Annotated in this window: 23 protein-coding genes; 11 read left to right on the top strand and 12 right to left on the bottom strand. The window is 31.5% G+C overall.

The annotated features are described in order from the left end of the window. Positions 1-30: 30 nt before the first annotated feature. Positions 31-519 carry a DUF5606 domain-containing protein gene (locus WN975_RS02170; RefSeq protein WP_337965007.1) on the bottom strand — a complete coding sequence of 163 codons (489 nt, stop codon included), beginning with the start codon at positions 517-519 and terminating at the stop codon, positions 31-33. Positions 520-588: 69 nt separating this feature from the next. After that, the gene (gene def / locus WN975_RS02165) at positions 589-1179 is read right to left on the bottom strand and encodes a peptide deformylase (protein WP_337965006.1); all 591 of its coding nucleotides are present in this window, start codon (positions 1177-1179) and stop codon (positions 589-591) included. Positions 1180-1380: 201 nt separating this feature from the next. Here def and WN975_RS02160 point away from each other — a divergent pair, with 201 nt between their 5' ends. Next, the gene (locus WN975_RS02160) at positions 1381-3603 is read left to right on the top strand and encodes an FUSC family membrane protein (RefSeq protein WP_337965005.1); all 2223 of its coding nucleotides are present in this window, start codon (positions 1381-1383) and stop codon (positions 3601-3603) included. Between the two features lie 36 nt (positions 3604-3639). Here WN975_RS02160 and WN975_RS02155 read toward each other — a convergent pair whose 3' ends face one another. The 3 genes from WN975_RS02155 to WN975_RS02145 all read right to left on the bottom strand — a co-directional run bounded on the left by WN975_RS02155 (position 3640) and on the right by WN975_RS02145 (position 6461). Next, on the bottom strand, positions 3640-5139 hold the full coding sequence (locus tag WN975_RS02155; protein WP_337965004.1) for a malate:quinone oxidoreductase: 1500 nt from the start codon (positions 5137-5139) through the stop codon (positions 3640-3642). 121 nt (positions 5140-5260) lie between these two features. Beyond that, on the bottom strand, positions 5261-5677 hold the full coding sequence (gene ruvX / locus WN975_RS02150) for a Holliday junction resolvase RuvX (protein WP_099711640.1): 417 nt from the start codon (positions 5675-5677) through the stop codon (positions 5261-5263). A gap of 154 nt (positions 5678-5831) precedes the next feature. Next, positions 5832-6461 carry a PAS domain-containing protein gene (locus WN975_RS02145; RefSeq protein WP_337965003.1) on the bottom strand — a complete coding sequence of 210 codons (630 nt, stop codon included), beginning with the start codon at positions 6459-6461 and terminating at the stop codon, positions 5832-5834. 290 nt (positions 6462-6751) lie between these two features. Between WN975_RS02145 and WN975_RS02140 the strand changes: the two genes are divergently transcribed. The 4 genes from WN975_RS02140 (at position 6752) to WN975_RS02125 (ending at position 11696) form a co-directional block, all read left to right on the top strand. After that, positions 6752-7567 (top strand): 2,3,4,5-tetrahydropyridine-2,6-dicarboxylate N-succinyltransferase, encoded by an 816-nt coding sequence (locus WN975_RS02140; protein ID WP_026982140.1) that lies wholly within the window; start codon positions 6752-6754, stop codon positions 7565-7567. A 387-nt stretch (positions 7568-7954) separates the two neighbouring features. Further along, positions 7955-9730, top strand: a complete 1776-nt coding sequence (locus WN975_RS02135; protein ID WP_337965002.1) for an LTA synthase family protein — start codon at positions 7955-7957, stop codon at positions 9728-9730. Positions 9731-9852: 122 nt separating this feature from the next. Further along, entirely contained in the window at positions 9853-10929 is a 1077-nt protein-coding gene (locus WN975_RS02130; protein WP_337965001.1) for a glycosyltransferase family 9 protein, read from the top strand. Next, complete coding sequence (locus WN975_RS02125) at positions 10926-11696, top strand: glycosyltransferase family 2 protein (RefSeq protein WP_337965000.1); 771 nt, start codon at positions 10926-10928, stop codon at positions 11694-11696. The genes WN975_RS02130 and WN975_RS02125 overlap by 4 nt, the downstream gene beginning before the upstream one ends. On the opposite strand, the gene WN975_RS02120 is transcribed toward WN975_RS02125, so the two are convergent. Beyond that, entirely contained in the window at positions 11693-12469 is a 777-nt protein-coding gene (locus WN975_RS02120; RefSeq protein ID WP_337964999.1) for a Kdo domain containing protein, read from the bottom strand. The two genes, WN975_RS02125 and WN975_RS02120, sit on opposite strands and share 4 nt — an antisense overlap. 42 nt (positions 12470-12511) lie before the next feature. Next, positions 12512-13378, bottom strand: coding sequence for a hypothetical protein (locus WN975_RS02115; RefSeq protein WP_337964998.1), 867 nt, complete (start codon positions 13376-13378; stop codon positions 12512-12514). 54 nt (positions 13379-13432) lie between these two features. On the opposite strand from WN975_RS02115, the gene glf reads away from it, so the two are divergent. Next, positions 13433-14545 (top strand): UDP-galactopyranose mutase, encoded by a 1113-nt coding sequence (gene glf, locus WN975_RS02110; protein WP_337964997.1) that lies wholly within the window; start codon positions 13433-13435, stop codon positions 14543-14545. Next, a complete protein-coding gene (locus WN975_RS02105; protein ID WP_337964996.1) occupies positions 14538-15302 on the top strand; it encodes a DUF4422 domain-containing protein in 765 nt (254 codons plus the stop codon). Before glf ends, WN975_RS02105 begins: the two co-directional genes overlap by 8 nt. 98 nt (positions 15303-15400) lie before the next feature. Here the strand turns inward: WN975_RS02105 and WN975_RS02100 are convergent, their stop codons facing one another. Then, entirely contained in the window at positions 15401-16162 is a 762-nt protein-coding gene (locus tag WN975_RS02100; RefSeq protein WP_337964995.1) for a hypothetical protein, read from the bottom strand. A gap of 243 nt (positions 16163-16405) precedes the next feature. Here WN975_RS02100 and WN975_RS02095 point away from each other — a divergent pair, with 243 nt between their 5' ends. Then, positions 16406-16966 carry an L-threonylcarbamoyladenylate synthase gene (locus WN975_RS02095; RefSeq protein ID WP_337964994.1) on the top strand — a complete coding sequence of 187 codons (561 nt, stop codon included), beginning with the start codon at positions 16406-16408 and terminating at the stop codon, positions 16964-16966. Positions 16967-17089: 123 nt separating this feature from the next. Here WN975_RS02095 and WN975_RS02090 read toward each other — a convergent pair whose 3' ends face one another. Beyond that, on the bottom strand, positions 17090-18214 hold the full coding sequence (locus WN975_RS02090) for a cysteine desulfurase family protein (protein WP_337964993.1): 1125 nt from the start codon (positions 18212-18214) through the stop codon (positions 17090-17092). A gap of 86 nt (positions 18215-18300) precedes the next feature. Here WN975_RS02090 and WN975_RS02085 point away from each other — a divergent pair, with 86 nt between their 5' ends. Then, positions 18301-19266 carry a hypothetical protein gene (locus WN975_RS02085; protein WP_337964992.1) on the top strand — a complete coding sequence of 322 codons (966 nt, stop codon included), beginning with the start codon at positions 18301-18303 and terminating at the stop codon, positions 19264-19266. Positions 19267-19409: 143 nt separating this feature from the next. Here WN975_RS02085 and WN975_RS02080 read toward each other — a convergent pair whose 3' ends face one another. Continuing rightward, positions 19410-19961 (bottom strand): DNA mismatch repair protein MutS, encoded by a 552-nt coding sequence (locus WN975_RS02080; protein WP_337964991.1) that lies wholly within the window; start codon positions 19959-19961, stop codon positions 19410-19412. Continuing rightward, positions 19951-20136 (bottom strand): hypothetical protein, encoded by a 186-nt coding sequence (locus WN975_RS02075; RefSeq protein ID WP_337964990.1) that lies wholly within the window; start codon positions 20134-20136, stop codon positions 19951-19953. Before WN975_RS02075 ends, WN975_RS02080 begins: the two co-directional genes overlap by 11 nt. Before the next feature lie 124 nt (positions 20137-20260). On the opposite strand from WN975_RS02075, the gene WN975_RS02070 reads away from it, so the two are divergent. Continuing rightward, positions 20261-20527, top strand: a complete 267-nt coding sequence (locus WN975_RS02070; RefSeq protein WP_338140827.1) for a DUF2752 domain-containing protein — start codon at positions 20261-20263, stop codon at positions 20525-20527. 168 nt (positions 20528-20695) lie between these two features. Here the strand turns inward: WN975_RS02070 and WN975_RS02065 are convergent, their stop codons facing one another. After that, positions 20696-21397 (bottom strand): DUF1003 domain-containing protein, encoded by a 702-nt coding sequence (locus tag WN975_RS02065; protein WP_337964988.1) that lies wholly within the window; start codon positions 21395-21397, stop codon positions 20696-20698. Positions 21398-21587: 190 nt separating this feature from the next. On the opposite strand from WN975_RS02065, the gene epsC reads away from it, so the two are divergent. Next, positions 21588-22379, top strand: coding sequence for a serine O-acetyltransferase EpsC (gene epsC, locus WN975_RS02060; RefSeq protein ID WP_337964987.1), 792 nt, complete (start codon positions 21588-21590; stop codon positions 22377-22379).

Below are 22379 nucleotides of genomic sequence, written 5' to 3'. Positions count from 1 at the left end.
AGGATTAATATATTTGAATGTAAAAATTTACTATTCTTCTTTTTTAGCTTTTGCTTTTTTAGCAGCTGGAGCTTTTTTTGGTTTCTCTTCAGCAACCGGAGCTTCCTCAGTAGTTTCAGCAGTAGCAGCTGGAGCTGCATCAGTAACTAAACCTTTTGCCTCAAGCGTATTGTACCAGTTTAATACTTTTTTAATATCAGAAGGATAAACTCTTTCTTCATCATAATCAGGTAAAATTTCTTTGAAATAAGCCGCTAATGTAGCATTATCTTCTTTGTGCGAAATAGCTTGACCTTTATTTTCTTTAGTTGCAATACGTTGCATAACTTCAGTTAATGGTTTTTCGCCTTCGTGTGTATAAATTGAAATTTCAGACAATAAACTTACATTACTTTTTAAGTTTACTGTGATTTTTTTTCCATCCAATAATGATTCTGCCACAAAACCTGTACGAGTTTGTACTTTCAATACATATAGACCTGGTTTCCCAGAAATGGCTAAAATTTTCTCTAAATTCATGTTTATTAAAATTAGTATTAAGAATTTGATTTATTATATTTTATTGATTCTAAATTTACTTTAGAATACTTATCTCCCCTTTTTAGCAGCAGCAAATTTCATTCTGTAATCTTGAAAAGTCTTACCTTCAGTAATATTTTTCAATTTCTTTTGAATCAAACGTTTTTTCAATGAAGAAATTTTATCCGTAAATAAAACGCCTTCGATATGATCATATTCATGCTGAATAACTCTTGCTATCAAACCATCAAAAACCTCTGTTTTCATTACAAAATCTTCTTCGCAATATTCTATCGTAACAGTTGGTTTTCTATAAACATCTTCGCGAACATCCGGAATGCTTAAACATCCTTCGTTAAAACTCCACTCCTCACCTTCTTCTTTAAGAATTTTAGCATTGATAAAAGTTTTTTTGAAACCTTTTAAATCTTCTTGCTCTTCTGATGGTAAATCCTCATCATCGCTAAAAGGAGTCGTATCAATCACAAACAAACGAATTGCCATACCTACTTGCGGTGCAGCAAGTCCAACACCATAAGCGTTGTACATGGTTTCATACATGTTTGCTATCGTTTCTTTTAAGTTTGGGTAATCTGGCGTAATTGCCTCTCCTACTTTTCTTAAAACAGGATCACCATATCCTACAATTGGTAAAATCATTTGTATTATTTTAATGTATTATCTACTGAAAAACCTAAATTTAGTCCTCCTTAATTCAGTTGGCAAAAATAGTAAAAAATAGTCAATGAATAATTTTCTACATTAGAATATATATTCTTTTTGCTTCCTGCGCAAAATCTCATCCAATATTATGCCAAAATAATTCGTACAATTCTTACCTTTGCTAGTAAACCGCAATATATGCTTGATCATATCTCGAAATTCACCAACAGTACTTCTTTCTTAAATGCCTCAAAAGTAACTATTGCTTCTGTCGTTCCTGTTTTAGTTTTAAACTTTTTTGGGCACTTCGAAATTGGCTTTACAATTGCCTTAGGTGCCTTTTATACTTATCCCAGTGATATTCCGAGTTCATTAAGTCATAAAATCAAAGGACTTATTGTGGCATCATTTATTGTGTCTGGCGTCAATTTATTAATAAATCTTGCTTATCCATATCCATTACTATTTTATCCTTTTCTGGGATTTTTACTTTTTTTATGCTCGATGATTTCAGTGTATGGACAACGTGCAACATTAGTTTCATTCTCGGCTTTATTGTCTATTTCTCTATCATTTGGGCATTTGCATGAAGGATGGCAAGCTTTTGAATATTCAGGTTTTATCTTTGTTGGTGGTATTCTATATTTGATTGTATCTCTTGTTTTCCATTTTGTACAACCTTATAAATATGTCGAATTACAAATTGCCGAAGGAATAAAATTAACTGCAAAATATTTAAAATTAAGAGGTGATTTATGGAGTCCCGAAGCTAACAGACAAGCTATCATCGAAAAACAATTGGCTGTTCAGGTTGATCTGAATCTGATTCATGAAGATTTAAGAAAAATGCTTATTGGCAATCAAAATGCATCAGCAACTACAAGTCAAAATCGTAAAATGTTGCTTGTTTTTATCACTCTTGTCGAAATTCAGGAACTTGCACTTTACACTTCATTTGACCATAGTAAGCTTCACGAAAAATTTGCCAAACATCCTGACGTTTTAAGAACGTATCAAAATGTAGCGTACAAACTGGCTTCAACTTTAAAGAAGTTATCTAAAAACGTACACCATATTGCCGTTTATGTAGATAAAAATGATTTAAAAAATGAACTTGATGCTCTTGAATTTGCCATTTTTGATTACGAAAAAACATTAGGCAAAGAAGAAGCTGCCGAAGGTGTTTTGATGCTAACTAATATGCTGAAATATGCTAAAAACCAAGTTGGGAAAATCAAAATTATTCAACGCGCTTTTTCACTTGCAATGCAATCTTTCAAGCTGAAAGACAAGGACAAAGAACTTGAAAAATTCCTGACACCACAATATTATCCATTACGTACATTAACTGAAAATTTAAGTTTTTCTTCTTCAATTTTCAGACATTCTTTACGTCTGACGATTACAATATTGATTGGTTTTTGCATGGGACAACTGTTACCATTTCAAAACGTATATTGGATTTTATTGACGATAGTCGTAATTATGCGTCCAGGTTATGGATTAACCAAAGAACGCTCTTACAATAGAATTTTCGGAACCATTCTGGGAGGATTACTAGCTTTTGGAATCGTTTCTTTTGTTCAAAACCACGTAGCACTTAGCATATTATCTATTGTTTGTATGCTTCTTGGAATTTCGTTTACACAAATCAACTATAAAACAAGTGCCACTTTTGTGACAATGTACGTTGTTTTTATATACGGAATTTTAACTCCCAATGTTGTTGAAGTTATTCAATTTAGAGTTTTAGATACAATTGCCGGAGCCGTTTTGGCCTTTATTGCGAATCAGTTTTTATGGCCTGCCTGGGAATTTATAAATACGCCTATTCATATTGAAAATACGATTCGTGCGAATAGAAATTACCTTAAAGAAATTGCTGATTTTTATAATAAAAAAGGAGAAATACCAACTTCTTACCGATTAGCCCGAAAAAATGCTTTTGTTGAAATTGGGAATTTAATGACTTCTTTTCAACGAATGATGCAGGAACCAAAATCAAAGCAAAAAACATTGCCATTGGTTAATAAATTGGTTGTTTTAAATCATTCGATATTATCAGCTTTAGCTTCATTATCGACTTACATTCAATCGCACCAAACAACATCAGCTTCAGAATCATTTAATTATATTATAAAAACGATATTATCAAATTTAGATCATTCGATTTCTATTCTAAGAAATGAAGCAATTATAACCGATACTTTTTTTGATAAGGAAGATGTCACGCTGCAATTTGAAGAACTAAAACGTGTTAATTTTAAACGTTTAGCTGCAGATGACGAACTTGACAAAGAAACACGTCAGGCTAAAATGCAGGAAGCACAAATGGTTATTGAGCAATTGATTTGGATGAGTAATCTTGCCGAAAAAATCCTGAAAATTACAGAAGAGATAAAAGCAACAAATCCAGATTAATTCATCTGGATTTGTTATTTATTATAGCACCTGAGTTTAGTAATTTCTTAATTTCAAAACTTCAGAAGTATGTTTTCTAAGTTCTGCTAAAAGCTCCGGTTTATCATTTAAAGTTTGTCCGTAAGAAGGAATCATATTTTTCATTTTTGCTTCCCATTCCGGCGTTTTAATTTGGTCTGTAAAACATCTGCTTACCAAATCAATCATAATTGCAACTGCAGTCGATGCTCCCGGAGAAGCTCCTAATAATACTGCTAAAGTTCCGTCATGCGTATTGATAACCTCAGTACCAAATTCTAAAACTCCACCTTCTTTTTCATCTTTTTTAATCACCTGAACACGTTGTCCTGCTTTTTCCAATTTCCAGTCTTTAGAACGTGCCGATGGTAAATATTCGCGTAAAGCTTTCATTCTGTCTTTTGGAGATTGACGTACTTGCTCGATTAAATATTTAGTCAATGGAATATTATGGAATCCCGCTGATAACATCGGAATTAAATTGTTTGCTTTTATAGATAATGGTAAATCTAAATAAGAACCATTTTTTAAGAAACGAGTCGAAAATCCTGCAAAAGGTCCAAAAAGCAACGCTTTTTCTCCATCAATTACACGAGTATCAATATGAGGAACAGACATTGGAGGCGCTCCAACACTTGCTTTTCCGTAAACTTTTGCCTGATGTTTAGCAATAACTTCCGGATTTGTACATTTCAACCATTGTCCGCTTACAGGGAAACCTCCGTAACCGTTTCCTTCCGGAACGTTTGCTTTTTCTAATAAAGGCAAAGAACCTCCACCAGCACCAATGAAAACAAATTTAGTATAAGCTTTTCGTTTTTGACCTGTTGCGATATCAGTTATCTTAATTCTCCACGTTTTATCTTCGCGTTGTTTTAATTTTTCAACTTCATGATTAAAATACAACTTAACACCATCAAGCTTCTCTAAATAATTAAACATGCTTCTGGTTAAAGCTCCAAAATTAACATCGGTACCAATTTCCATGTGAGTAGCAGCTAATTTCTCAGTCTCTTCTCTGCCTTCCATTACAAGTGGCATCCATTCTTTTAGTTTTTCAAAATCAGAACTAAATTCCATTTGAGAAAAAATTGGATTGCTTTGCAACGCTTCGAATCTCTTTTTAAGATACTCAACATTTTTTTCTCCCCAAACGAAACTCATGTGAGGAACACTTTTAATAAAATTATCTGGAGATGGCACTTTATTTTCCTGAACTAGATAAGACCAGAATTGGCGAGAAATCTCAAAAGATTCTGCTATACTTATTGCTTTTTTTGGATCAATACTTCCGTCAGCCTTTTCCGGAGTGTAATTTAGCTCACAGAAAGCTGAATGTCCCGTTCCTGCATTATTCCAAGCATCAGAGCTTTCGGCAGCAGCAACATCTAATCTTTCGTAAATTTCAATTTTTATGTCAGGTTGTAATTCTTTCAAAATTACTCCAAGAGTGGCACTCATAATTCCCGCTCCAATGAGTACTACTTCACTATTAGAACGTATTGTTTCGTCAGGCATAACAGTATTGTTTTTAAAGTGCAAAGGTACTTTTTATAATTGCAAAAAAAAACTAAAATTACATGATAAAAGTTATGTTTTTCTAAAAAATAAAAGACTACTGCTTTGAACGTTAAAAAAATTAAAAACGTTTTGAAGAAAGATAATCCTGAAGCATTATTGTAGCCGAAATTTCGTCAATTAATCCTTTATTTTGACGCTGCTTTTTACTCAGTCCGCTATCGATCATCGTTTGAAAAGCCATCTTTGAAGTAAATCGTTCATCTACACGAACGACTTTCATATCCGGAAAAATATTAGAAAAATGAGTCACAAAACCTTTAATGATTGAAGCACTTTGCGAAGGTTCGCCGTTCATTTGTTTAGGTTCACCAATTAAAACCGTCTCGACTTTTTCTTTAGCAAAATAATCTTTCAAAAAATCGATTACAGTCGCCGTAGGAATCGTTGTCAAACCCGAAGCTATAATTTGCATTTCGTCAGTAACGGCAATTCCGGTACGTTTTTGTCCGTAGTCTATAGAGAGAATTCTTGGCATTTTTTAATTTTTATTCAAAGATAGAAAGGAAAAATTACAAACTTAAAGAGAATCTCTATATTTTATATATTATTCATCTATAAAAAATCCGTTTTGAAAACTCAAAACGGACTTTACCCAAATTATCTGAACCTAAAAAAAATATAATTAAAATCTATCTATTAAATAACCTTCTGAAAAAACCTCTTTCCTCTTCTTCCTCCTCCTCTTCTGCTACATATTGAGAAAACTTTGCCTGACCTTTTTCGTGTTCATAAATCAACTCCTTAATATATTCGACATAACTTCTCTTTTTTTCTTCGAGAAAGCCAATCAAATATTTTTCGCTAAACTCAACTCCGCTTGCCGCTTCAATTTGCAATAACTTCTTATATAAAGGAATAATATGTTGCGTGATTACTTCTTGCGGAACAGATTGTCTTCGTCCAAAATAATTAACAATTACACCGTTTTCATCTTTAGCGATTTCAAAATCAGTGATAACCCAATAATATCTACCTGATTTGGCTAGATTTTTTACAATTGCGTGGAAATTTTTTCCAGCTTTAAGATTCTCCCAAAGCACTTTAAAAATAACTTTTGGCATATCAGGATGACGAATAATATTGTGTGGTTGTCCCATTAATTCGTAATCTTCATAACCCGAAACATCAACAAATGTCTCATTTGCATATTCAATTATGCCAAAAGCATTTGTTTTACTCATAATAACCTGAGTTTTATCCCACGAGACTTCTTTATCGATAACTGTAACTTGGTTTCTCAGCTGATTTTCTTGATTCATTTTATACTGATTAAGTGATTTGTTTTGGAATAGTATTTCATAATTCCAGTTCTAAGTTGTTCCGGAATTATGCCGCGAAATTAAAGAGAAGAAAAAAATCAAAATCTGACTTTTGTCATATTTTGATATTAAAAAAACTTTTAGAGGAACTTTTTTCAGAACTTTATGATTATAGAAAGTGATTTTTATTTATCAAATTAAAAACAAAAAGTTACATCTGTAACATTTTACAAAGGTTTTACTTTTTTGCTTTTGCTCAAATACCTTATCTTTGCCAAAAATTAAAACTTATGAATTCTTTACAAACTATAATTGAACAAGCTTGGGAAAACAGAGCTTTATTACAAGAAACTACTACAACTGATGCTATTAGAGAAGTTATCGAATTGGTTGATGCTGGAAAATTACGTTGTGCTGAACCAGTTGGAGACAAATGGCAAGTAAACGAATGGGTTAAGAAAGCAGTTGTAATGTATTTCCCAATTCAAAAAATGGAAACATGGGAATCTGGTATTTTCGAATATCACGATAAAATGTTGCTAAAAAGAGGTTATGCTGAAAAAGGAATTCGTGTAGTACCAAATGCTGTTGCACGTTACGGAGCTTATATTTCAAGCGGTGTTATTTTGATGCCAAGTTACGTAAATATTGGTGCTTATGTAGACGAAGGAACAATGGTTGACACTTGGGCTACTGTTGGTAGTTGTGCTCAAATTGGTAAAAACGTTCACTTAAGTGGTGGTGTTGGTATTGGTGGAGTTTTAGAACCATTGCAAGCTGCTCCGGTAATTATCGAAGACGGTGCTTTTATTGGTTCTCGATGTATAGTCGTAGAAGGTGTGCATGTTGGTAAAGAAGCTGTTCTTGGTGCAAACGTTTGTTTGACTGCTTCAACAAAAATTATTGATGTAACTGGTGATGAGCCTGTTGAAATGAAAGGTTTTGTTCCTGCTCGTTCAGTTGTGATTCCTGGAAGTTATACTAAAAAATTCGCTGCTGGTGAATTTCAGGTTCCATGTGCCTTAATTATTGGTACACGCAAACCATCTACAGATTTAAAAACTTCATTAAACAATGCACTTCGCGAATATGATGTTGCTGTTTAAGTTTTAGATATAAAATTCAACTCTCGAAATATCAAAGCCTTCCTGATCACAGGAAGGCTTTTTTGTTTATACGAATTAAAAAAGCCGACTTATTTTAATACAAAAATGACTTATAGGGGCAATTTTATATGTTTAAAAAGCAACTCATGCATTTTTAACACTAAAATACTGGTTATCAACATTCAACATAAAAAGCTTCAAATAACCCCTGTTTTTTTCTTATATTATTTAATTTTTTTTTTCTTTTGCAAAAAATTTCCCCTAGTTAAATAACAATTTGATAATAATAAGTAAATGGTTAATCACAAAAAAAGCGCTATAACATTTTTAAAAAATTTCCTCTTAATTATTATTATTTACACCGCATTTAGAGCCTTATTCTATTTCATGAACATAGAATTATTTGGAACATTTTCTTTTGAAACATTTATTGGCGGTTTACTTTTTGATCTTTCCGCAGTTGCTTATTTAAATACTTTTTTCATAATTGCATATCTTTTTCCGGGTAATTTCAAATACAAACCCAAATATCAAAAGACTTTAAAAATTGCCTTTTATACTGTCAATCTAATTTTTATAGCAACAAACTTTATTGACCTAATCTATTTTAGATTTACTGGCCGAAGAAGTACCTATAACATGATTACCGCAAAAGGAATGGAACACGAAGCAATTGGATTAATTCCAACTTTTCTTGTAGAGTTCTGGTATATTACCTTTATCTTTTTTGTAGTTAGTATTTTATTATGGTTTCTAATTTCTGAACCAGATAATGACATTTCAGTACAAAAATTAACCAAAAAAGATTATTACAAACAATCCGCATATCTGGTTATTTCAATTGTAATAATTTTAATTATTGGACGTGGAGGTTTACAAGAGAAACCTATTAAAATTGTAGATGCGATTCAATATGGAGCACTTCAAAATACCGGATTAGTCTTAAATACACCATTTACTATTTTAAAAACCATTTCAAAAACTGATGATATTGAAGAAACTAACTACTTCAACAAGAAAGAGTTAATCAATATTTACAATGCAAAAATTTCATTAAACCCAACTCAGGCTCCTATCAAAAAAAATGTTGTCATTATAATTTTAGAAAGCTATGGAAATGAAAATGTTGGACGTGGACAAACTCCTTTTTTAGATTCGCTTATAACAAAATCTCATTATTTTAAAAATGCCTTTGCAAACGGAAAAGTTTCAATCGATGCTGTTCCTTCTGTACTTTCGAGCATTCCGAGTTTAATGAATAATTCATTTATAACATCTAGTTTTTCATTAAATAAAGTAGACGGACTTCCTAAAATTTTAAAAGATAAAGGCTATAATACTTCCTTTTTTCATGGCGCTTTCAATGGCAGCCAAAACTTTGATCAATATACAAAAGTAACCGGTTTTGATCAGTACTTTGGTAAAGATGAATATACAGGCAAAGAATCTTTTGATGGTAAATGGGGAGTTTTTGATGAGGAATTTTTGCAATTTTTTGCTTCCAAAGTAAAAACATTCAAACAACCATTTTTCACGACATTATTTACCATTTCGTCACACACACCATATACAATTCCAGAAAGATATCAAGGAAAATTCCCAAAAGGAACTACAGAAATTCATGAAAGTGTAGCTTACACCGATTATGCTTTGCGTAAATTTTTTGATACTGCAAAAAAACAAGATTGGTACAAAAACACTCTTTTTGTTTTTACTGCAGATCACACATCAGCAGGCGGAGATAAAGATATAGACAAAACAAATATGGGAAAATTCAGAATCCCAATTTTATTCTTTGATCCTTCAAATCCTGGATTTACCGGTGTTGACGAAAAGATTTTTCAGCAAACCGATATTATGCCAAGTGTCTTAGATTATCTCAATATTAAAAGCGATATGATTAGTTTTGGGAAAAGTTATAAATCCAAACAAAATTTTGCGGTTTATTATCTTCAGGGAACTTATCATTTAGTTCAGGATGATTATTATTTAGCTTTTGCAAACAATGAAACTATTGGATTATACAACTGGAAAAAAGATGTTTTATTAAAAAGAAACTTAATGCATACAGACAAATTACAAGTAAAAAAAATGGAAACTTTCTTAAAAGCATACATTCAAACTTTTAATGGAAGAGTCATTAATAATGAACTTGTTATTTAAAGAATCTTAAAATAAAAGATTTCTAATACAAATTAAAAAAACCAAATTCGAATTGATAATTATTGGAATTTGGTTTTTTTTTGCTTCAATTTGTAATCAAACAAAATGATTCTGTTTTCTATATGAAGATACTTGTAATTCAACAAAAAATGATTGGCGACGTTTTGATTAGCAGTATAATATGCAATAATTTGCGTACTGCTTATCCAGATGCTCAAATAGATTATTTAGTTTATGCCTCGACAACTGCTGTTCTTGAAGGCAATTCAAGTATCGACAATATTATATTATTTGAAGAAAAACACAGAAAAAGCAAAAAGGAATTATTAAATCTTGGATTACAGATTCGAAAAGAAAAGTACGATTTATTAATTGACGCTTATTCTAAACTCGAAAGCTGGATTTTGGTTTTATTAAGTAATGCCAAACAAAAAATCTCGTATAAAAAACCGGGAAGAAACTTTTTATATACAGATAATGTTCCGTTTGAGCCTTTCCCAAAAACCAATTTAGGTCTTGCTATTGAAAGACGACTTTCATTATTAGAACCTTTGGATTTAAAGATAAAAACAGATCCAATTCCTAAATTATTTGTTTCTGAAAAAGAAAATCAGGAAGCGATTGCGCTTTTTGAAAAGCATAATGTTCGAAAAGACCGAAAAACGGTTATGATAAGCCTTTTAGGAAGTGAAAAATTAAAAACATATCCTTTAGAATTCATGGCAAAAGTGGTTGACTATATCGCTGATAATGCTGATGTAAATATTCTTTTCAATTACTTTCCAAAACAAATTCAAGAAGCAAAAACTGTATTTGATGCTTGTAAACCTTCGACTCAGGAAAAAATTTACTTTGATTTATTAGGAGGAGATTTGCGTTCGTTTATTGGTTTAGTAAATCAATGTGATCTTATTATTGGTAACGATGGCGGCGCTATAAATATGGCAAAAGCATTGAACAAACCCTCTTTTATTATTTTTTCTCCTTGGATCGAAAAGAAAATCTGGGCTACTTTTGAAGATGGAATTCAGCATCTTTCTGTACATCTAAATGATTATCGTTCTGATTTGTTCGAACAAAAAACAGAAAAAATGCTTAAGAAAGAATCTTTGTCTTTATATCAGGAATTTAAACCTGAATTTTTTAAGGATAAAATCGAATTGTTTTTAAAGCAAAATCTTAGCTCTTCTGCAGAATGATTTTACAAGAAAAACAACTTTTAACGGCATTGGTAATTACCTATAATGAAGAACAAAATATAAAAACTGTTCTCGATCATTTGGCTTTCGCCGATGAAATTATCGTTGTAGATTCTTTCAGCACAGACAAAACTTTTGAAATAGCAACTTCTTTCCCGAACGTAAAAACGGTTCAACGTTCTTTTGATAATTTTGCTTCTCAACGCAATTATGCTTTAAGTCTGGCGTCAAATTCATGGATACTTTTTATGGATGCTGACGAAAGACTAACACCGGAACTTCAGGAAGAAATTAGCCTTGTAATCAATAAAAAAAATAGTGATTCTGCTTATTTCATGCGTCGTAATTTCATGTTCGAAAACAAAAAATTACGCTTTAGCGGATGGCAAACAGATAAAATAATTCGTCTTTTTAAAAGAGAAAATGCCAGTTATAATATCAAAAAAATCGTTCACGAAAAATTAATCGTAAACGGAAAAACCGGAAAGCTAAAAAACAAGCTTATTCATCATTCATACTCAAATTATGAAGATTATAAGCAAAAAATGATTTTCTACGGACAATTAAAAGCGCAGGAAGAAGTATTAAAAAAAACGAGTCCTAATTACTTCCATTTTTATGTTCGTCCAGTATATCAATTTCTAAATCAATATTTAGTTCGTTTTGGTTTTCTGGATGGCAAAAGAGGCGTTATAATTTGTTATTTAAACGCCTTGAGTGTTGCGGTACGTTTTCAGGAACTTAAAAAAATCAGAGCAAAAAGCTAAGATTTTTTCCAGAATTTAAGTTTCTTTTTAAGTCTTTTCTTTTTTGCAAATCCTTCTTGAAAATCAGAAGTTGCCTGCCACATTTTTTCGAAAATTTCAGCTTCAGTTTTATCTTTATAAAACTTTGCGTATTCATTGCTCATTGTTGCAATCATTCCTTTTTGAGGCGTTAAACGGCTAAAATTATTCATACGCTGCTCAAAACTCATCGAATCATGAAAATTCATTCGGTTTAAATCAACAAGGAAAAATTCGTATTTATTTTCACTTACTTTTTTAATCAAAGTATTTCCAGGTGAATGATCCAAAAACTCCACTCCTTTTTCGTGCAAATCAAAAGTAAACTTCGTAAACTGCCTTAAAATAGCATCATGATCCGGAAAATCAGGAACTTCTACAAGTTCTCTATAAGTCAAATCGCAAGTAAGATGTTCGCTCGCATAATAACTTTTATCTAAACCAACAATCGAAAAATTTTCGCAAAAAGCAATTGGACTTGGAGTTCCAATTCCAAATTTTAATAACGCATTAGCATACTCGTAAGAGCGTCTCGCTTTTGATTTTCTAAAATATTTGTAAGCAATTTTATTAATTAAATGAGGAACTTTAAACGACTTAATATTGACTGTTTTATCATCAATCTTAAAAAGTTTAATTTGATTACGATCGCCATTACCAAAAAGAGTTCCGCTTGAATCGAAGTTTTCAATGGCTTTAAGTAATTCCTTGTGATCGGATATAAAAGAAGTATTTAGAATTATGCTCTTTTTCAATTTTTCAATTTTAATCAATTATTGCAATAAAATACAACAATCTTATTTTAGTAAATATTTAAACCATTGCCCGAAATTCTTAAAGAATAATTTCGTTTTTGGAATGTTTAAATTTTCAGATTTTTCTACAATATCTCTAATTGTCTTAATATCTTTTGTTGGAAAATAATCCAGCTTTTTCCATCTTTCCGGTTCGATATAATAGAAATCGCTATATTCTTTATAGTTATTTTCATTTACAGCAATCCACTTATTCAAGAAATCTTTATTGGTATCAGTATTATGTCCCCAGTTTTCGAATTTAAAACGTAATTCTTCTTCTGTTCGTGACAATGATTCGTGCAAAACAATATTATTGGTATAAATAACCTGTCCTTTTATTCGGCGGCCAACAACATATTGAGGATTATTTGTAGCGAAGATTGCTTTTGTTGGTTTGTCAACATATAAAATTCCTTCTGGAGTATATTTGTATAAAATAATCCAAAATGCAGCAATTTGAATTGATTTTTTCAGAGGATTCTCTAAATAAGAATCGTACTTTCTTAAATCCGAAACAAACTTCTTAAAATCAATAAAGTACTCGTCACAATCTATTTGGATTAACCAATTTCCAATACCCATTTTTTCAGAAAGCATCTTGCGCTCTCTAATTTCACATTGCATTGTTGTTAGTTCAGGAACATAGAAATCATCTTCATAAATGACTACTTTTTTGTCAACATCAAAAGCTTCAAGCCATTCAAAAAAAGAATTTTCAATAGTGAAAGTCCCTCCATTCCAGGTGTTTCTGTTTTTATCAATAGCTAAGAAAATCGTGTCTGCATCTTTGTATGTCGTTGGTAATGCATTCTTTAGCAATTCATAATCGTACGAAACCAGATAACCAACTTGTATTTTTCCTGTCATTGATGCTTTTATAAAATTTGTTGCAATTTACTAATTAATATCTATTTTTACGTCATGAAAAAGCAATATGATTATTTAATAATTGGGTCAGGACTCTTTGGAAGTGTGTTCGCCCATGAAGCAACAAAAGCAGGAAAAAAATGTCTGGTTATTGACAAAAGAGAGCATACCGGCGGAAATGTATATTGTGAAAATATTGAAGGAATTAATGTTCATAAATATGGTGCACATATATTTCATACCAACGATAAAGGATTGTGGGATTATGTAAATCAATTTGTTGAATTTAATAATTACGTCAATTCTCCATTATCATTATCAAAAGGAAAATTATACAATTTACCTTTTAACATGAATACTTTTTATCAGCTTTGGGGTACAAAAACACCTCAGGAAGCAAAAGCAAAGATTGAGGAACAAGTTGCAATGTATGGAGTCGAAAATCCTCAAAATCTGGAAGAACAAGCTTTAAGTCTTGCCGGAAAAGACATTTACGATAATTTCATTAAAGAATATACGGAAAAACAGTGGGGACGAAAAGCTACTGAATTACCGGCTTTTATTATAAAAAGACTTCCGGTTAGATTTACTTTCGATAATAATTATTTTAACGATAAATATCAGGGAATTCCAATTGGCGGGTACAATAAACTAATCGAAGGTTTACTTGAAGGAATTGAAGTCGTTACAAATACTGATTATTTTGCAGACAGAGCTAAATTTGACGCTATTGCGGATAAAATAGTTTATTCAGGAAAAATCGATGAATATTTTGATTACAAACTTGGCGTTTTAGAATACAGATCGCTTCATTTTGAAAACGAAGTTCTCGATACAGACAATTTTCAAGGAAATGCTGTCGTTAATTATAATGATGCCAGTTACAAATTTACCAGAATAATTGAGCACAAACATTTTGAATTTGGTAAACAAAGCAAAACTGTTATCACAAAGGAATATCCGCAGGAATGGAATCCATCAAACGAAGCTTTTTATCCTATAAATGATGATAAAAACCAAGCTTTGTTTGAAGAATATAAAGAACTATCTCTAAAAGAAGAAAATGTAATATTTGGAGGAAGATTATCAGAATACAAATATTATGACATGCATCAGGTAATTGCTATGGCATTAACAAGATCTAAAAAAGAATTAAACAATGACTAAAATTTTTGTAGTTACCCATAAAGAAGATCCTTTATTAGCAAATGATGTGCTTGTACCTATTCAGGTTGGGACAAACGAACCTATTACAGCAACTATATTGAGAGACAATACTCTTGATAATATTGCAGCAAAAAACGGTAATTATTGTGAATTAACAGCAGCTTATTGGATATGGAAAAACGTAAAAGATGCTGATTATGTTGGTATTTGCCATTATAGAAGATACTTGAATTTTTATAATGACTGGTATAATCTTAAACCTTCGGCACAGAAAAAAATCAAAACCGAAGATTTTAAAAATACCAAATTATACAAAACTCCTTCTGATAAATTAGAGCAAAAAATAGCGTCTGTTCTTTCAGAATATGATGTGATTATGTGCAAACCGTATACATTCAAAGACACTACTTTGACTAAAAACTATTGCGATGATCACCGTCCGGAAGATTGGGATTTGACTAAAAAGATAATTCTGGAAAAATATCCGGAATACAAAGATAGTATTGTTACATTTTTAGACGAAGGAACAACTTTTCACATTGGAAATATGATGATTTCTTCTAAAGAAAAATTTGACGCTTATTACACTTGGTTGTTTTCTATTCTTTTTGACCTTGAATCCAGAATTACGATTCCGGAAGACGCATATCAAGCCAGAATTTTTGGTTTTATTTCAGAAAGACTGATTAACCTTTATATGTATCACCACAAATTTAAAATTAAAGGAGTTCCATCTTATAAAATAATAGATTTATAGAATTCCAAACGATACAAATCATTAAAAAAGGGCAATTTTCAATTGAAAATTGCCCTTTTTATTTATAACTAAGTTTTATTATTTTTAAATCGTAAAGATTAAATCACAATAAACATATACATTTTAAATGCTTCAATTCTAAGAGATTGTCCCATTGTTCCTGCAACTTCTCCGTTATTTACACTAGGCATCCATCCAATATTTTGAACATAAACTTGATAATAAACATTAGTAGCAAAAGTACTTGGAACAAATATCTGTAAAGCTTCCATTCTTAATGATCTTCCTGTAGTTCCTACAGTTTCTCCAAAACCAACATAAGGCAACCATCCAGAATTTTGAACGTAAGCTCTTGCCTGAAAGCCATTGATATAAACTTGAGAAGTAAACTGTAACGCCTCTAATCTGGCACTATATCCAGTAGTTCCAGCTTCTTTTCCTAAATCAGTCCACATTTGCCATCCACCTTGATTACTAGTCTCTATTCCGCGATAATCTTTATAATTATAAGAACTAATATGTGCTTTATATTGAAACGTTATTGCTGCTTCAGTTTTTCCAGTCAAACTACTCTTTGCTGTTTTTGACACAGTAGAAATAAGCTTTGTTACTCCATTATTATTCTTATATTCAGAGTTTAATATCTCTATTTTTTCTAAATCATTACTTTTTCTAAAGTCAGAAATTATTTTATTATAAATTTCTGTTGGAAGTTCTTCAACAATTTTTCCATCTGTATTTCTAATAAAAAGTTCTTTTTTATTAGTGTTTGCAGTCTCATTAGAAACTACACTTTGTTCATCGTTACTACATGAAAGTAATGAACTGGCAATTAAAATACTAAGTAATAATTTTTTCATTTTTGGGTTTTAAGTTAAAATTAAACGTATAAATTCAACAACAAACATAGGAATATTTTTATGTAAATTTTATTTGCATATCTTAATATAATGATTATACTACATTTTTTTAACTTCATTACTACTAAAAAACACAAATTATTCTTACAATACCAAATATAAAATCTTAAACTTCTATTTTAGTTTATCAAAGAAACAGAAGCATTATATTTGCATTATAATTACCTATCAAAGATTTTTAAAATGAACGAAGAAATAATCAACGCTTACGAAGTCATTAAAGAAGGCGGAATCATTCTGTATCCTACTGATACCGTTTGGGGAATTGGCTGTGACGCCACAAATCCAGAAGCTGTTGCCAAAATATACAAATTGAAACAACGTGCCGAAACTCAAAGCATGATTGTATTGATGAACGGCGAAAAAATGATGTATAATGTGTTCAAAAACATTCCTGAAGTGGCGTGGCAAATTTTAGATTTATCTGAAAAACCAACCACTTTAATTTTAGACGAACCAAGAAATGTGGCCAAAAATATTATCGCTGCAGATAATTCTCTTGCCGTTCGTATCGTAAAAGAACCGTTTTGCTTTAAATTATTAGAGCGAATGAAAAAGCCTTTAGTTTCAACTTCGGCTAATATTTCAGGACAGCCTACACCTATTGCTTTCAAAGATATTAATCCCGAAATCATAAAAGGTGTTGATTATGTAGTAAAATTAAATCAGGATAGAATTGGAGGAAAACCTTCGACAATTATCAAATTGACAAATGATTCACAAGTAAAAGTAATCCGTAAATAATTGTTGATTATTAATTGTTAATGTCTTTTTTGAATTAAAAAAACTTAGCAACTTAGTTCCTTAGAAACTTAGCAACTCAAGAGAAACCTTTGAACCTTTGCAACTCTGAACCTTTGAACCTTCTTAAACAGCTTTAAGGCACTCAATCAACCAATCGATATCTTCTTTTGTGTTATAATGACTAAATGAAATTCGGAGATTTGGTAATTTTAAATCAGTCTCCGATAACATTTCTTTCAAAACATGCGATGGTTTTATACTTCCGGATTGACAGGCACTTCCTCTTGAAACCGCAATTCCTTTCATATCCAAACTAAACAAAAGCATAGAAGTTTTATCCGAAGAAAACGGAAGAATTATATTGATGATATTATAGAAATCGTCTTTTTTTCCGTTGATTCTAAAACCAGGAAAATGAATTTCTAATTGCTCAATCAAGTACATTTTTAAGTCTGTAATGTATTTTCTTTCGCTATCTAAATTTTCATACGAAAGCGATAATGCTTTTGCCATTCCGGCAATTTGATGCACAGCTTCGGTTCCTGCGCGAAGCCCTTTTTCCTGTTCTCCTCCAAAAATTAAAGGCTGTAAACCTGAATTTTTTCGAACAAAAGCAAAACCAACTCCTTTTGGACCATGAAATTTATGCGCACTTGCTACAATAAAATCTACAGAAGTCTTTTGAAGATCGATTTCTGTTTTTCCAACAGATTGCACCGTATCAGAGTGAAACAAAGCATTATATTGCTTGCAAATAACACCAACTCTGTCTAAATCTAAAATAGTTCCGGTTTCGTTGTTTACATGCATCAAACTAACAATCGTCTTTTTTTCATCAGACAATAAATTAGACAAATGAGTTAAATCGATACTTCCGTCAGGATTAATTTTGACATAATCAACCTCAATATTATAGTCAGATTGTAAAGCCAAAGTCGCGTACAATACGGCGTGATGTTCAATTTTTGTAGTAATGATTCTCTCGACTTTAAGATCTTCAACCGCAGAGCGAAGTATCCAGTTATCCGCCTCGGTTCCTCCCGAAGTAAAAATAATTTCCTGTGCAGAGCAATTTAAATGTTTGGCAATACTTTTTCTTGAAAGTTCTAAAACAGTTTTTCCATTACGTCCAAAACTATGTGTAGAAGACGGATTTCCAAAATCTTCTGTCATAACTTTAGTCATTTCCTGAATAACTTCAGGGCGCATAGCGGTTGTAGAGGCGTTGTCGAGATATACTTTTTTCATTATTGCAAAGTTAAGAAATATCAATTGTGAAATCTTAAATATCAATTGCCAAATTTTTCACTATTTTTGACCCAAATAAATTTACGATGAAAAAATATGCATGCCTTCTTTTATTTGCGCTACTTTTAAATGGTTGCGACGACGGCAATTTAACAGTTGACACTATAGATTTTGATACTGTTGCCTCAACAAACTGTGATACAACAAACACTTTACTTTATAAACTTAAAGACAGAGAGGCATTGCTACTGCAATTAGATCAAGGTAGTCTTGATAATGACCCAACACCAGCAGGTCAACCCGTAATTATCAACATAGACAACGAAGGTCAAAATCGTGTTGTTTACAGATCATATGATGGCAAAGTTGGAGTTTCTAATATTTGCGGAATTATCCCTCCAAAAACACCAAATGTTATAGAAGAATGGGTTGGAACTCAGGGAAAAATAGAAATTACGACTACACAAATTACTTCACCTCCAAGTGAAGTTGATGGCAGCACAAGAATTACAGGTTATAACCATAATATTATCTTTAGAAACATAACCTTTCTTAAACCTGCAGGACCACAAGTAGAAGAAAAATATGTTTTTGGTGATTTTAAAATTACACAAAATCCACTAAATTTAACTTTTGCCAAACCTGAAGAAGCTAAAGAATGTACAACATTCAATCAGGTCTACAACTATAACGCAGCATTCTATGTTATGCTGGAACACTTTGATCCGACTTTGTTTGTAAACGAAGCAACTCCCGCAGACAAACCTAGAATACGAGATATTACATCAACACAAAACAATGTCGTTTATCGTGCGCTTACCGGTGTTGCTTTAACTGATGCTTATTTCTGCAATGTTCCAGTTCCATCAAACCCTGCAGTAAAAGAAACCTGGAATGGTACTAATGGTACAGTTGAAGTTGCTACACAAATAACAAACAATATCGTTATGCATACTATTACACTAAGAAATGTTACACTTGTAAAAGGAAACAGCAGCTTTAAATTAGGTAATAATTTTGTCTTAGGAACTGTAACTAAATCGACAAACTAGGTATAAAAAAAGGAATTTAAACACCTATTTAATTCTTACAAAAAACGTCTGTTTTTCTAAGCTGATTTATATATAAAATCAGAAAGAAAAACAGACGTTTTTTTATGTTTTAAAATGAAATGCTTTAGATAAAAAAAGCAGTTTTATTTGTTGTTTTGTCTAAAATAAACTTCGGTTGCACCTAAACCATATTTTTGATAATTGGCATCCTGAAAATCTATTCCGTCGTAACGGCCTAATAAAAAATCAAGTTCGGCTTTCAAAATTCCTTCGCCAACACCGTGAATAAATACAATTTTAGGAATGCGATTTCTAATTGCAAATTCAATGTGTCTTTTGGCGGTTTCAGTCTGTAAAGTCAGAATATCATAATTTGACATCCCGCGTTTATTTGGAACCAATTTTTCGATGTGCAAATCAAACTCCGGAGCTGCAATTTCGCGTTTATCTTTCTTTTCTTTCACAAAACTCCTTGCTTTTGGCTCTGTTTTCTCTTTTGTAATCTCTTCTAAATTAATCCTTTTAATAGAATTCATTAAATTACTGGAATCCTGAATTTTAAGCAATTCATTGACAAAAAATGTCATCGTAAATCCATCCTCAGTTTCTATCAAAACCTCATTGTTTTTTACCGAAATCACCGTTCCGTTTATAGCTTCGTCCAGAACCGAAACCTTATCTCCTTTAGTCAACATCGTTCTCTTCTTTTTCTTGATTTTTACTCGGTGTTTTTGCGCTCAACTGCATCATTCCAAACATGAAAACTACAATTGCAATTACCGTTATATAGATATTTTTTTCGGGTGAAACTTGCTCGTATAATGCAACCGAAATAGCAAGAATCATTATTATAATTTTAATCGCTTTCATTTTTTAAAGTATAAGAGTTCAAAAGTATAAAACTTTAAAATAGCAGTTCGCTCCTTTTGAAATGTTATCAAATATTTTTTTTGTAAAATTGTAAAAAATAATCGACTTGCACTTAGAAAAATATATGATCCCTTGCTTATTCAAAACACTCTTTGGTTTCGAGTGTTTAGGATGTGGTTTTCAGCGCGCATTACTCTTACTTTTTCAAGGTGAATTTTTGGCTGCTTTCAAGATGTATCCGGCTGTCTTTACTACGCTATTATTTTTTGCTTTTGTGGCTTTATATTTTTTAGACAAATCAAGAAATTACAAAAAATTGGTTTGGAATATGGCACTCGTAAATCTCGTTTTTATGCTTGGCGGATATTACTACAAACACTTCTATCTTTAACTTTTTCTGAATCGTTGTGTTAATTTTTTCAACACATAGAAACATAGATTTTGCAAACTAAAAAAGTAGGCGTTTCAATTTTTTGTATTCTTTTTAAAATAAAATCTATCTTTCTATGTGTTAAACATTTTTTTTTACGAATGATACCCAACGATTATTTTAGTCTTTTTATTTCTTGATTTGATTCAGAATATCATTCATCATTTCGATTTGCACTTTCTGAATTTCGATTAATTCTTGTTGCTGATGCATAATCATGTGATCAATTTTATCATGAATCATTCTAATTTCCAGTTCAGATTTCAAGTTAATCATATAATCTTTTTTGGCTCTGTTCCTGTCTTTTTCTTCCTGACGATTTTGACTCATCATAATTACCGGCGCTTGCAAAGCTGCAATACAAGACAAAATTAAATTCAGTAAAATAAACGGATATGGATCAAAACCTTTATTGACTAAAATATAAACATTGGCACCAATCCAAACAATTATAAAAAGTAAAAACGAAATAATAAAAGTCCAGCTTCCGCCAAAATCTGCTACTTTATCTGCTATCTTTTGACCAAAACTTCTCGTTTCTTGTTCGTCTTCTACAATACTCACAATTGATTTATCTTCTTTTAAAGAGGCAATCACACTTTTTTCAAGATCCGAAAGTGCTCCGATTTCGGTAGACAAATAACCCGAAACATATTGCTGACGATATTCATTTAATTCCTTAACTCCAATACAATCATCGTCGCAAAAAGAAGGATGATCTTTGATAATTAATCCTAAAATGGGATCATGTATCGATTTTCCATAAATTTTCTCACTTTCCGGAAATTCAAGATTAGAAATAGCGCTCTTAAAAGTTGAATTATTTTTCATTTATATAAATTTTACTGGCTAATTTACGCATTTAACTTCTTAAGAATCATATAAAATAATCGCTTTTATTATTCTTTTTTTTATCACAAATTGAATTTACTATGCAAAATTTCTTTAGTTAATTCGTGCCCTTATTTACAAAAAACACCTTACTTTTAACGTTTTAAATTATCCACTCAATTTTACAATTGTGACTAAAGACAGTATCATACAAAATATAAAAGCTCTAAAAAGCCATTCAAACATAAATTACGGGATCAAAACCAAAACAGAAGATTTTACAGAGAAACTTTTCTATACTCTTTTTGATTCGAATGCAGCTTTAGATGAAAGCATCGACGAACTCGAAATTCGTTTTAAAGAGATTGCTGTTCTCGCTTGCAAAAAACCGGAAAACTTATGCGAATCGATTTGGGATCGCTTTCTGGAAAAATTACCAATTGTCTTAGAAAAACTAAATGAAGATGCCGCTTATATTCTGGAAAATGATCCTGCATCAAACAGTATCGACGAAGTTTATTTGGCATATCCAGGTTTTTACGCCATTGCAATTTACAGATTAAGCCACGAACTTTATAATCTGGATTTACTATTATTCTCGAGATTAATGAGCGAATATGCGCATAGAATTACCGGAACGGATATTCATGCAGGCGCCAAAATTGCTTCACCATTTTTTATTGATCACGCAACCGGAATCGTTATTGGCGAAACGAGCGTAATTAAAAAACATGTCAAAATTTATCAGGGTGTAACTTTGGGCGCATTAAGCGTAAGCAAAGAAATGAAAAATGCCAAAAGACATCCAACGGTAGAAGCGAATGTTTGCATTTATGCCAATGCAACGATTTTGGGCGGCGAAACCATAATTGGTAAAAACAGCATTGTTGGAGGAAACGCTTGGATTACCAAATCAATTCCCGAAGATTCTATCGTTCTGAATACTACTACAACTGAAGTTAAAATAAAAGAAAAGAAATAA

The sequence above is a fragment of the uncultured Flavobacterium sp. genome (assembly GCF_951805225.1).
Lineage (GTDB): Bacteria > Bacteroidota > Bacteroidia > Flavobacteriales > Flavobacteriaceae > Flavobacterium.
This window is presented reverse-complemented; position numbering and strand designations above follow the sequence as displayed.

Excerpts from the sequence above, each read along its gene's own strand:
- WN975_RS02160 (WP_337965005.1), top strand. The coding sequence starts at position 1,381 with ATGCTTGATCATATCTCGAAATTCACCAACAGTACTTCTTTCTTAAAT.
- WN975_RS02065 (WP_337964988.1), bottom strand. The coding sequence starts at position 21,397 with ATGAAAAATAATTCAACTTTTAAGAGCGCTATTTCTAATCTTGAATTT.
- WN975_RS02095 (WP_337964994.1), top strand. The coding sequence starts at position 16,406 with ATGAACGAAGAAATAATCAACGCTTACGAAGTCATTAAAGAAGGCGGA.
- WN975_RS02170 (WP_337965007.1), bottom strand. The coding sequence starts at position 519 with ATGAATTTAGAGAAAATTTTAGCCATTTCTGGGAAACCAGGTCTATAT.
- WN975_RS02085 (WP_337964992.1), top strand. The coding sequence starts at position 18,301 with ATGAAAAAATATGCATGCCTTCTTTTATTTGCGCTACTTTTAAATGGT.
- WN975_RS02075 (WP_337964990.1), bottom strand. The coding sequence starts at position 20,136 with ATGAAAGCGATTAAAATTATAATAATGATTCTTGCTATTTCGGTTGCA.
- WN975_RS02080 (WP_337964991.1), bottom strand. The coding sequence starts at position 19,961 with ATGTTGACTAAAGGAGATAAGGTTTCGGTTCTGGACGAAGCTATAAAC.
- WN975_RS02105 (WP_337964996.1), top strand. The coding sequence starts at position 14,538 with ATGACTAAAATTTTTGTAGTTACCCATAAAGAAGATCCTTTATTAGCA.
- WN975_RS02135 (WP_337965002.1), top strand. The coding sequence starts at position 7,955 with ATGAACATAGAATTATTTGGAACATTTTCTTTTGAAACATTTATTGGC.
- WN975_RS02155 (WP_337965004.1), bottom strand. The coding sequence starts at position 5,139 with ATGCCTGACGAAACAATACGTTCTAATAGTGAAGTAGTACTCATTGGA.
- WN975_RS02130 (WP_337965001.1), top strand. The coding sequence starts at position 9,853 with ATGAAGATACTTGTAATTCAACAAAAAATGATTGGCGACGTTTTGATT.
- ruvX (WP_099711640.1), bottom strand. The coding sequence starts at position 5,677 with ATGCCAAGAATTCTCTCTATAGACTACGGACAAAAACGTACCGGAATT.
- WN975_RS02140 (WP_026982140.1), top strand. The coding sequence starts at position 6,752 with ATGAATTCTTTACAAACTATAATTGAACAAGCTTGGGAAAACAGAGCT.
- WN975_RS02145 (WP_337965003.1), bottom strand. The coding sequence starts at position 6,461 with ATGAATCAAGAAAATCAGCTGAGAAACCAAGTTACAGTTATCGATAAA.
- WN975_RS02090 (WP_337964993.1), bottom strand. The coding sequence starts at position 18,214 with ATGAAAAAAGTATATCTCGACAACGCCTCTACAACCGCTATGCGCCCT.
- WN975_RS02115 (WP_337964998.1), bottom strand. The coding sequence starts at position 13,378 with ATGACAGGAAAAATACAAGTTGGTTATCTGGTTTCGTACGATTATGAA.
- glf (WP_337964997.1), top strand. The coding sequence starts at position 13,433 with ATGAAAAAGCAATATGATTATTTAATAATTGGGTCAGGACTCTTTGGA.
- WN975_RS02100 (WP_337964995.1), bottom strand. The coding sequence starts at position 16,162 with ATGAAAAAATTATTACTTAGTATTTTAATTGCCAGTTCATTACTTTCA.
- WN975_RS02125 (WP_337965000.1), top strand. The coding sequence starts at position 10,926 with ATGATTTTACAAGAAAAACAACTTTTAACGGCATTGGTAATTACCTAT.
- WN975_RS02070 (WP_338140827.1), top strand. The coding sequence starts at position 20,261 with ATGATCCCTTGCTTATTCAAAACACTCTTTGGTTTCGAGTGTTTAGGA.
- def (WP_337965006.1), bottom strand. The coding sequence starts at position 1,179 with ATGATTTTACCAATTGTAGGATATGGTGATCCTGTTTTAAGAAAAGTA.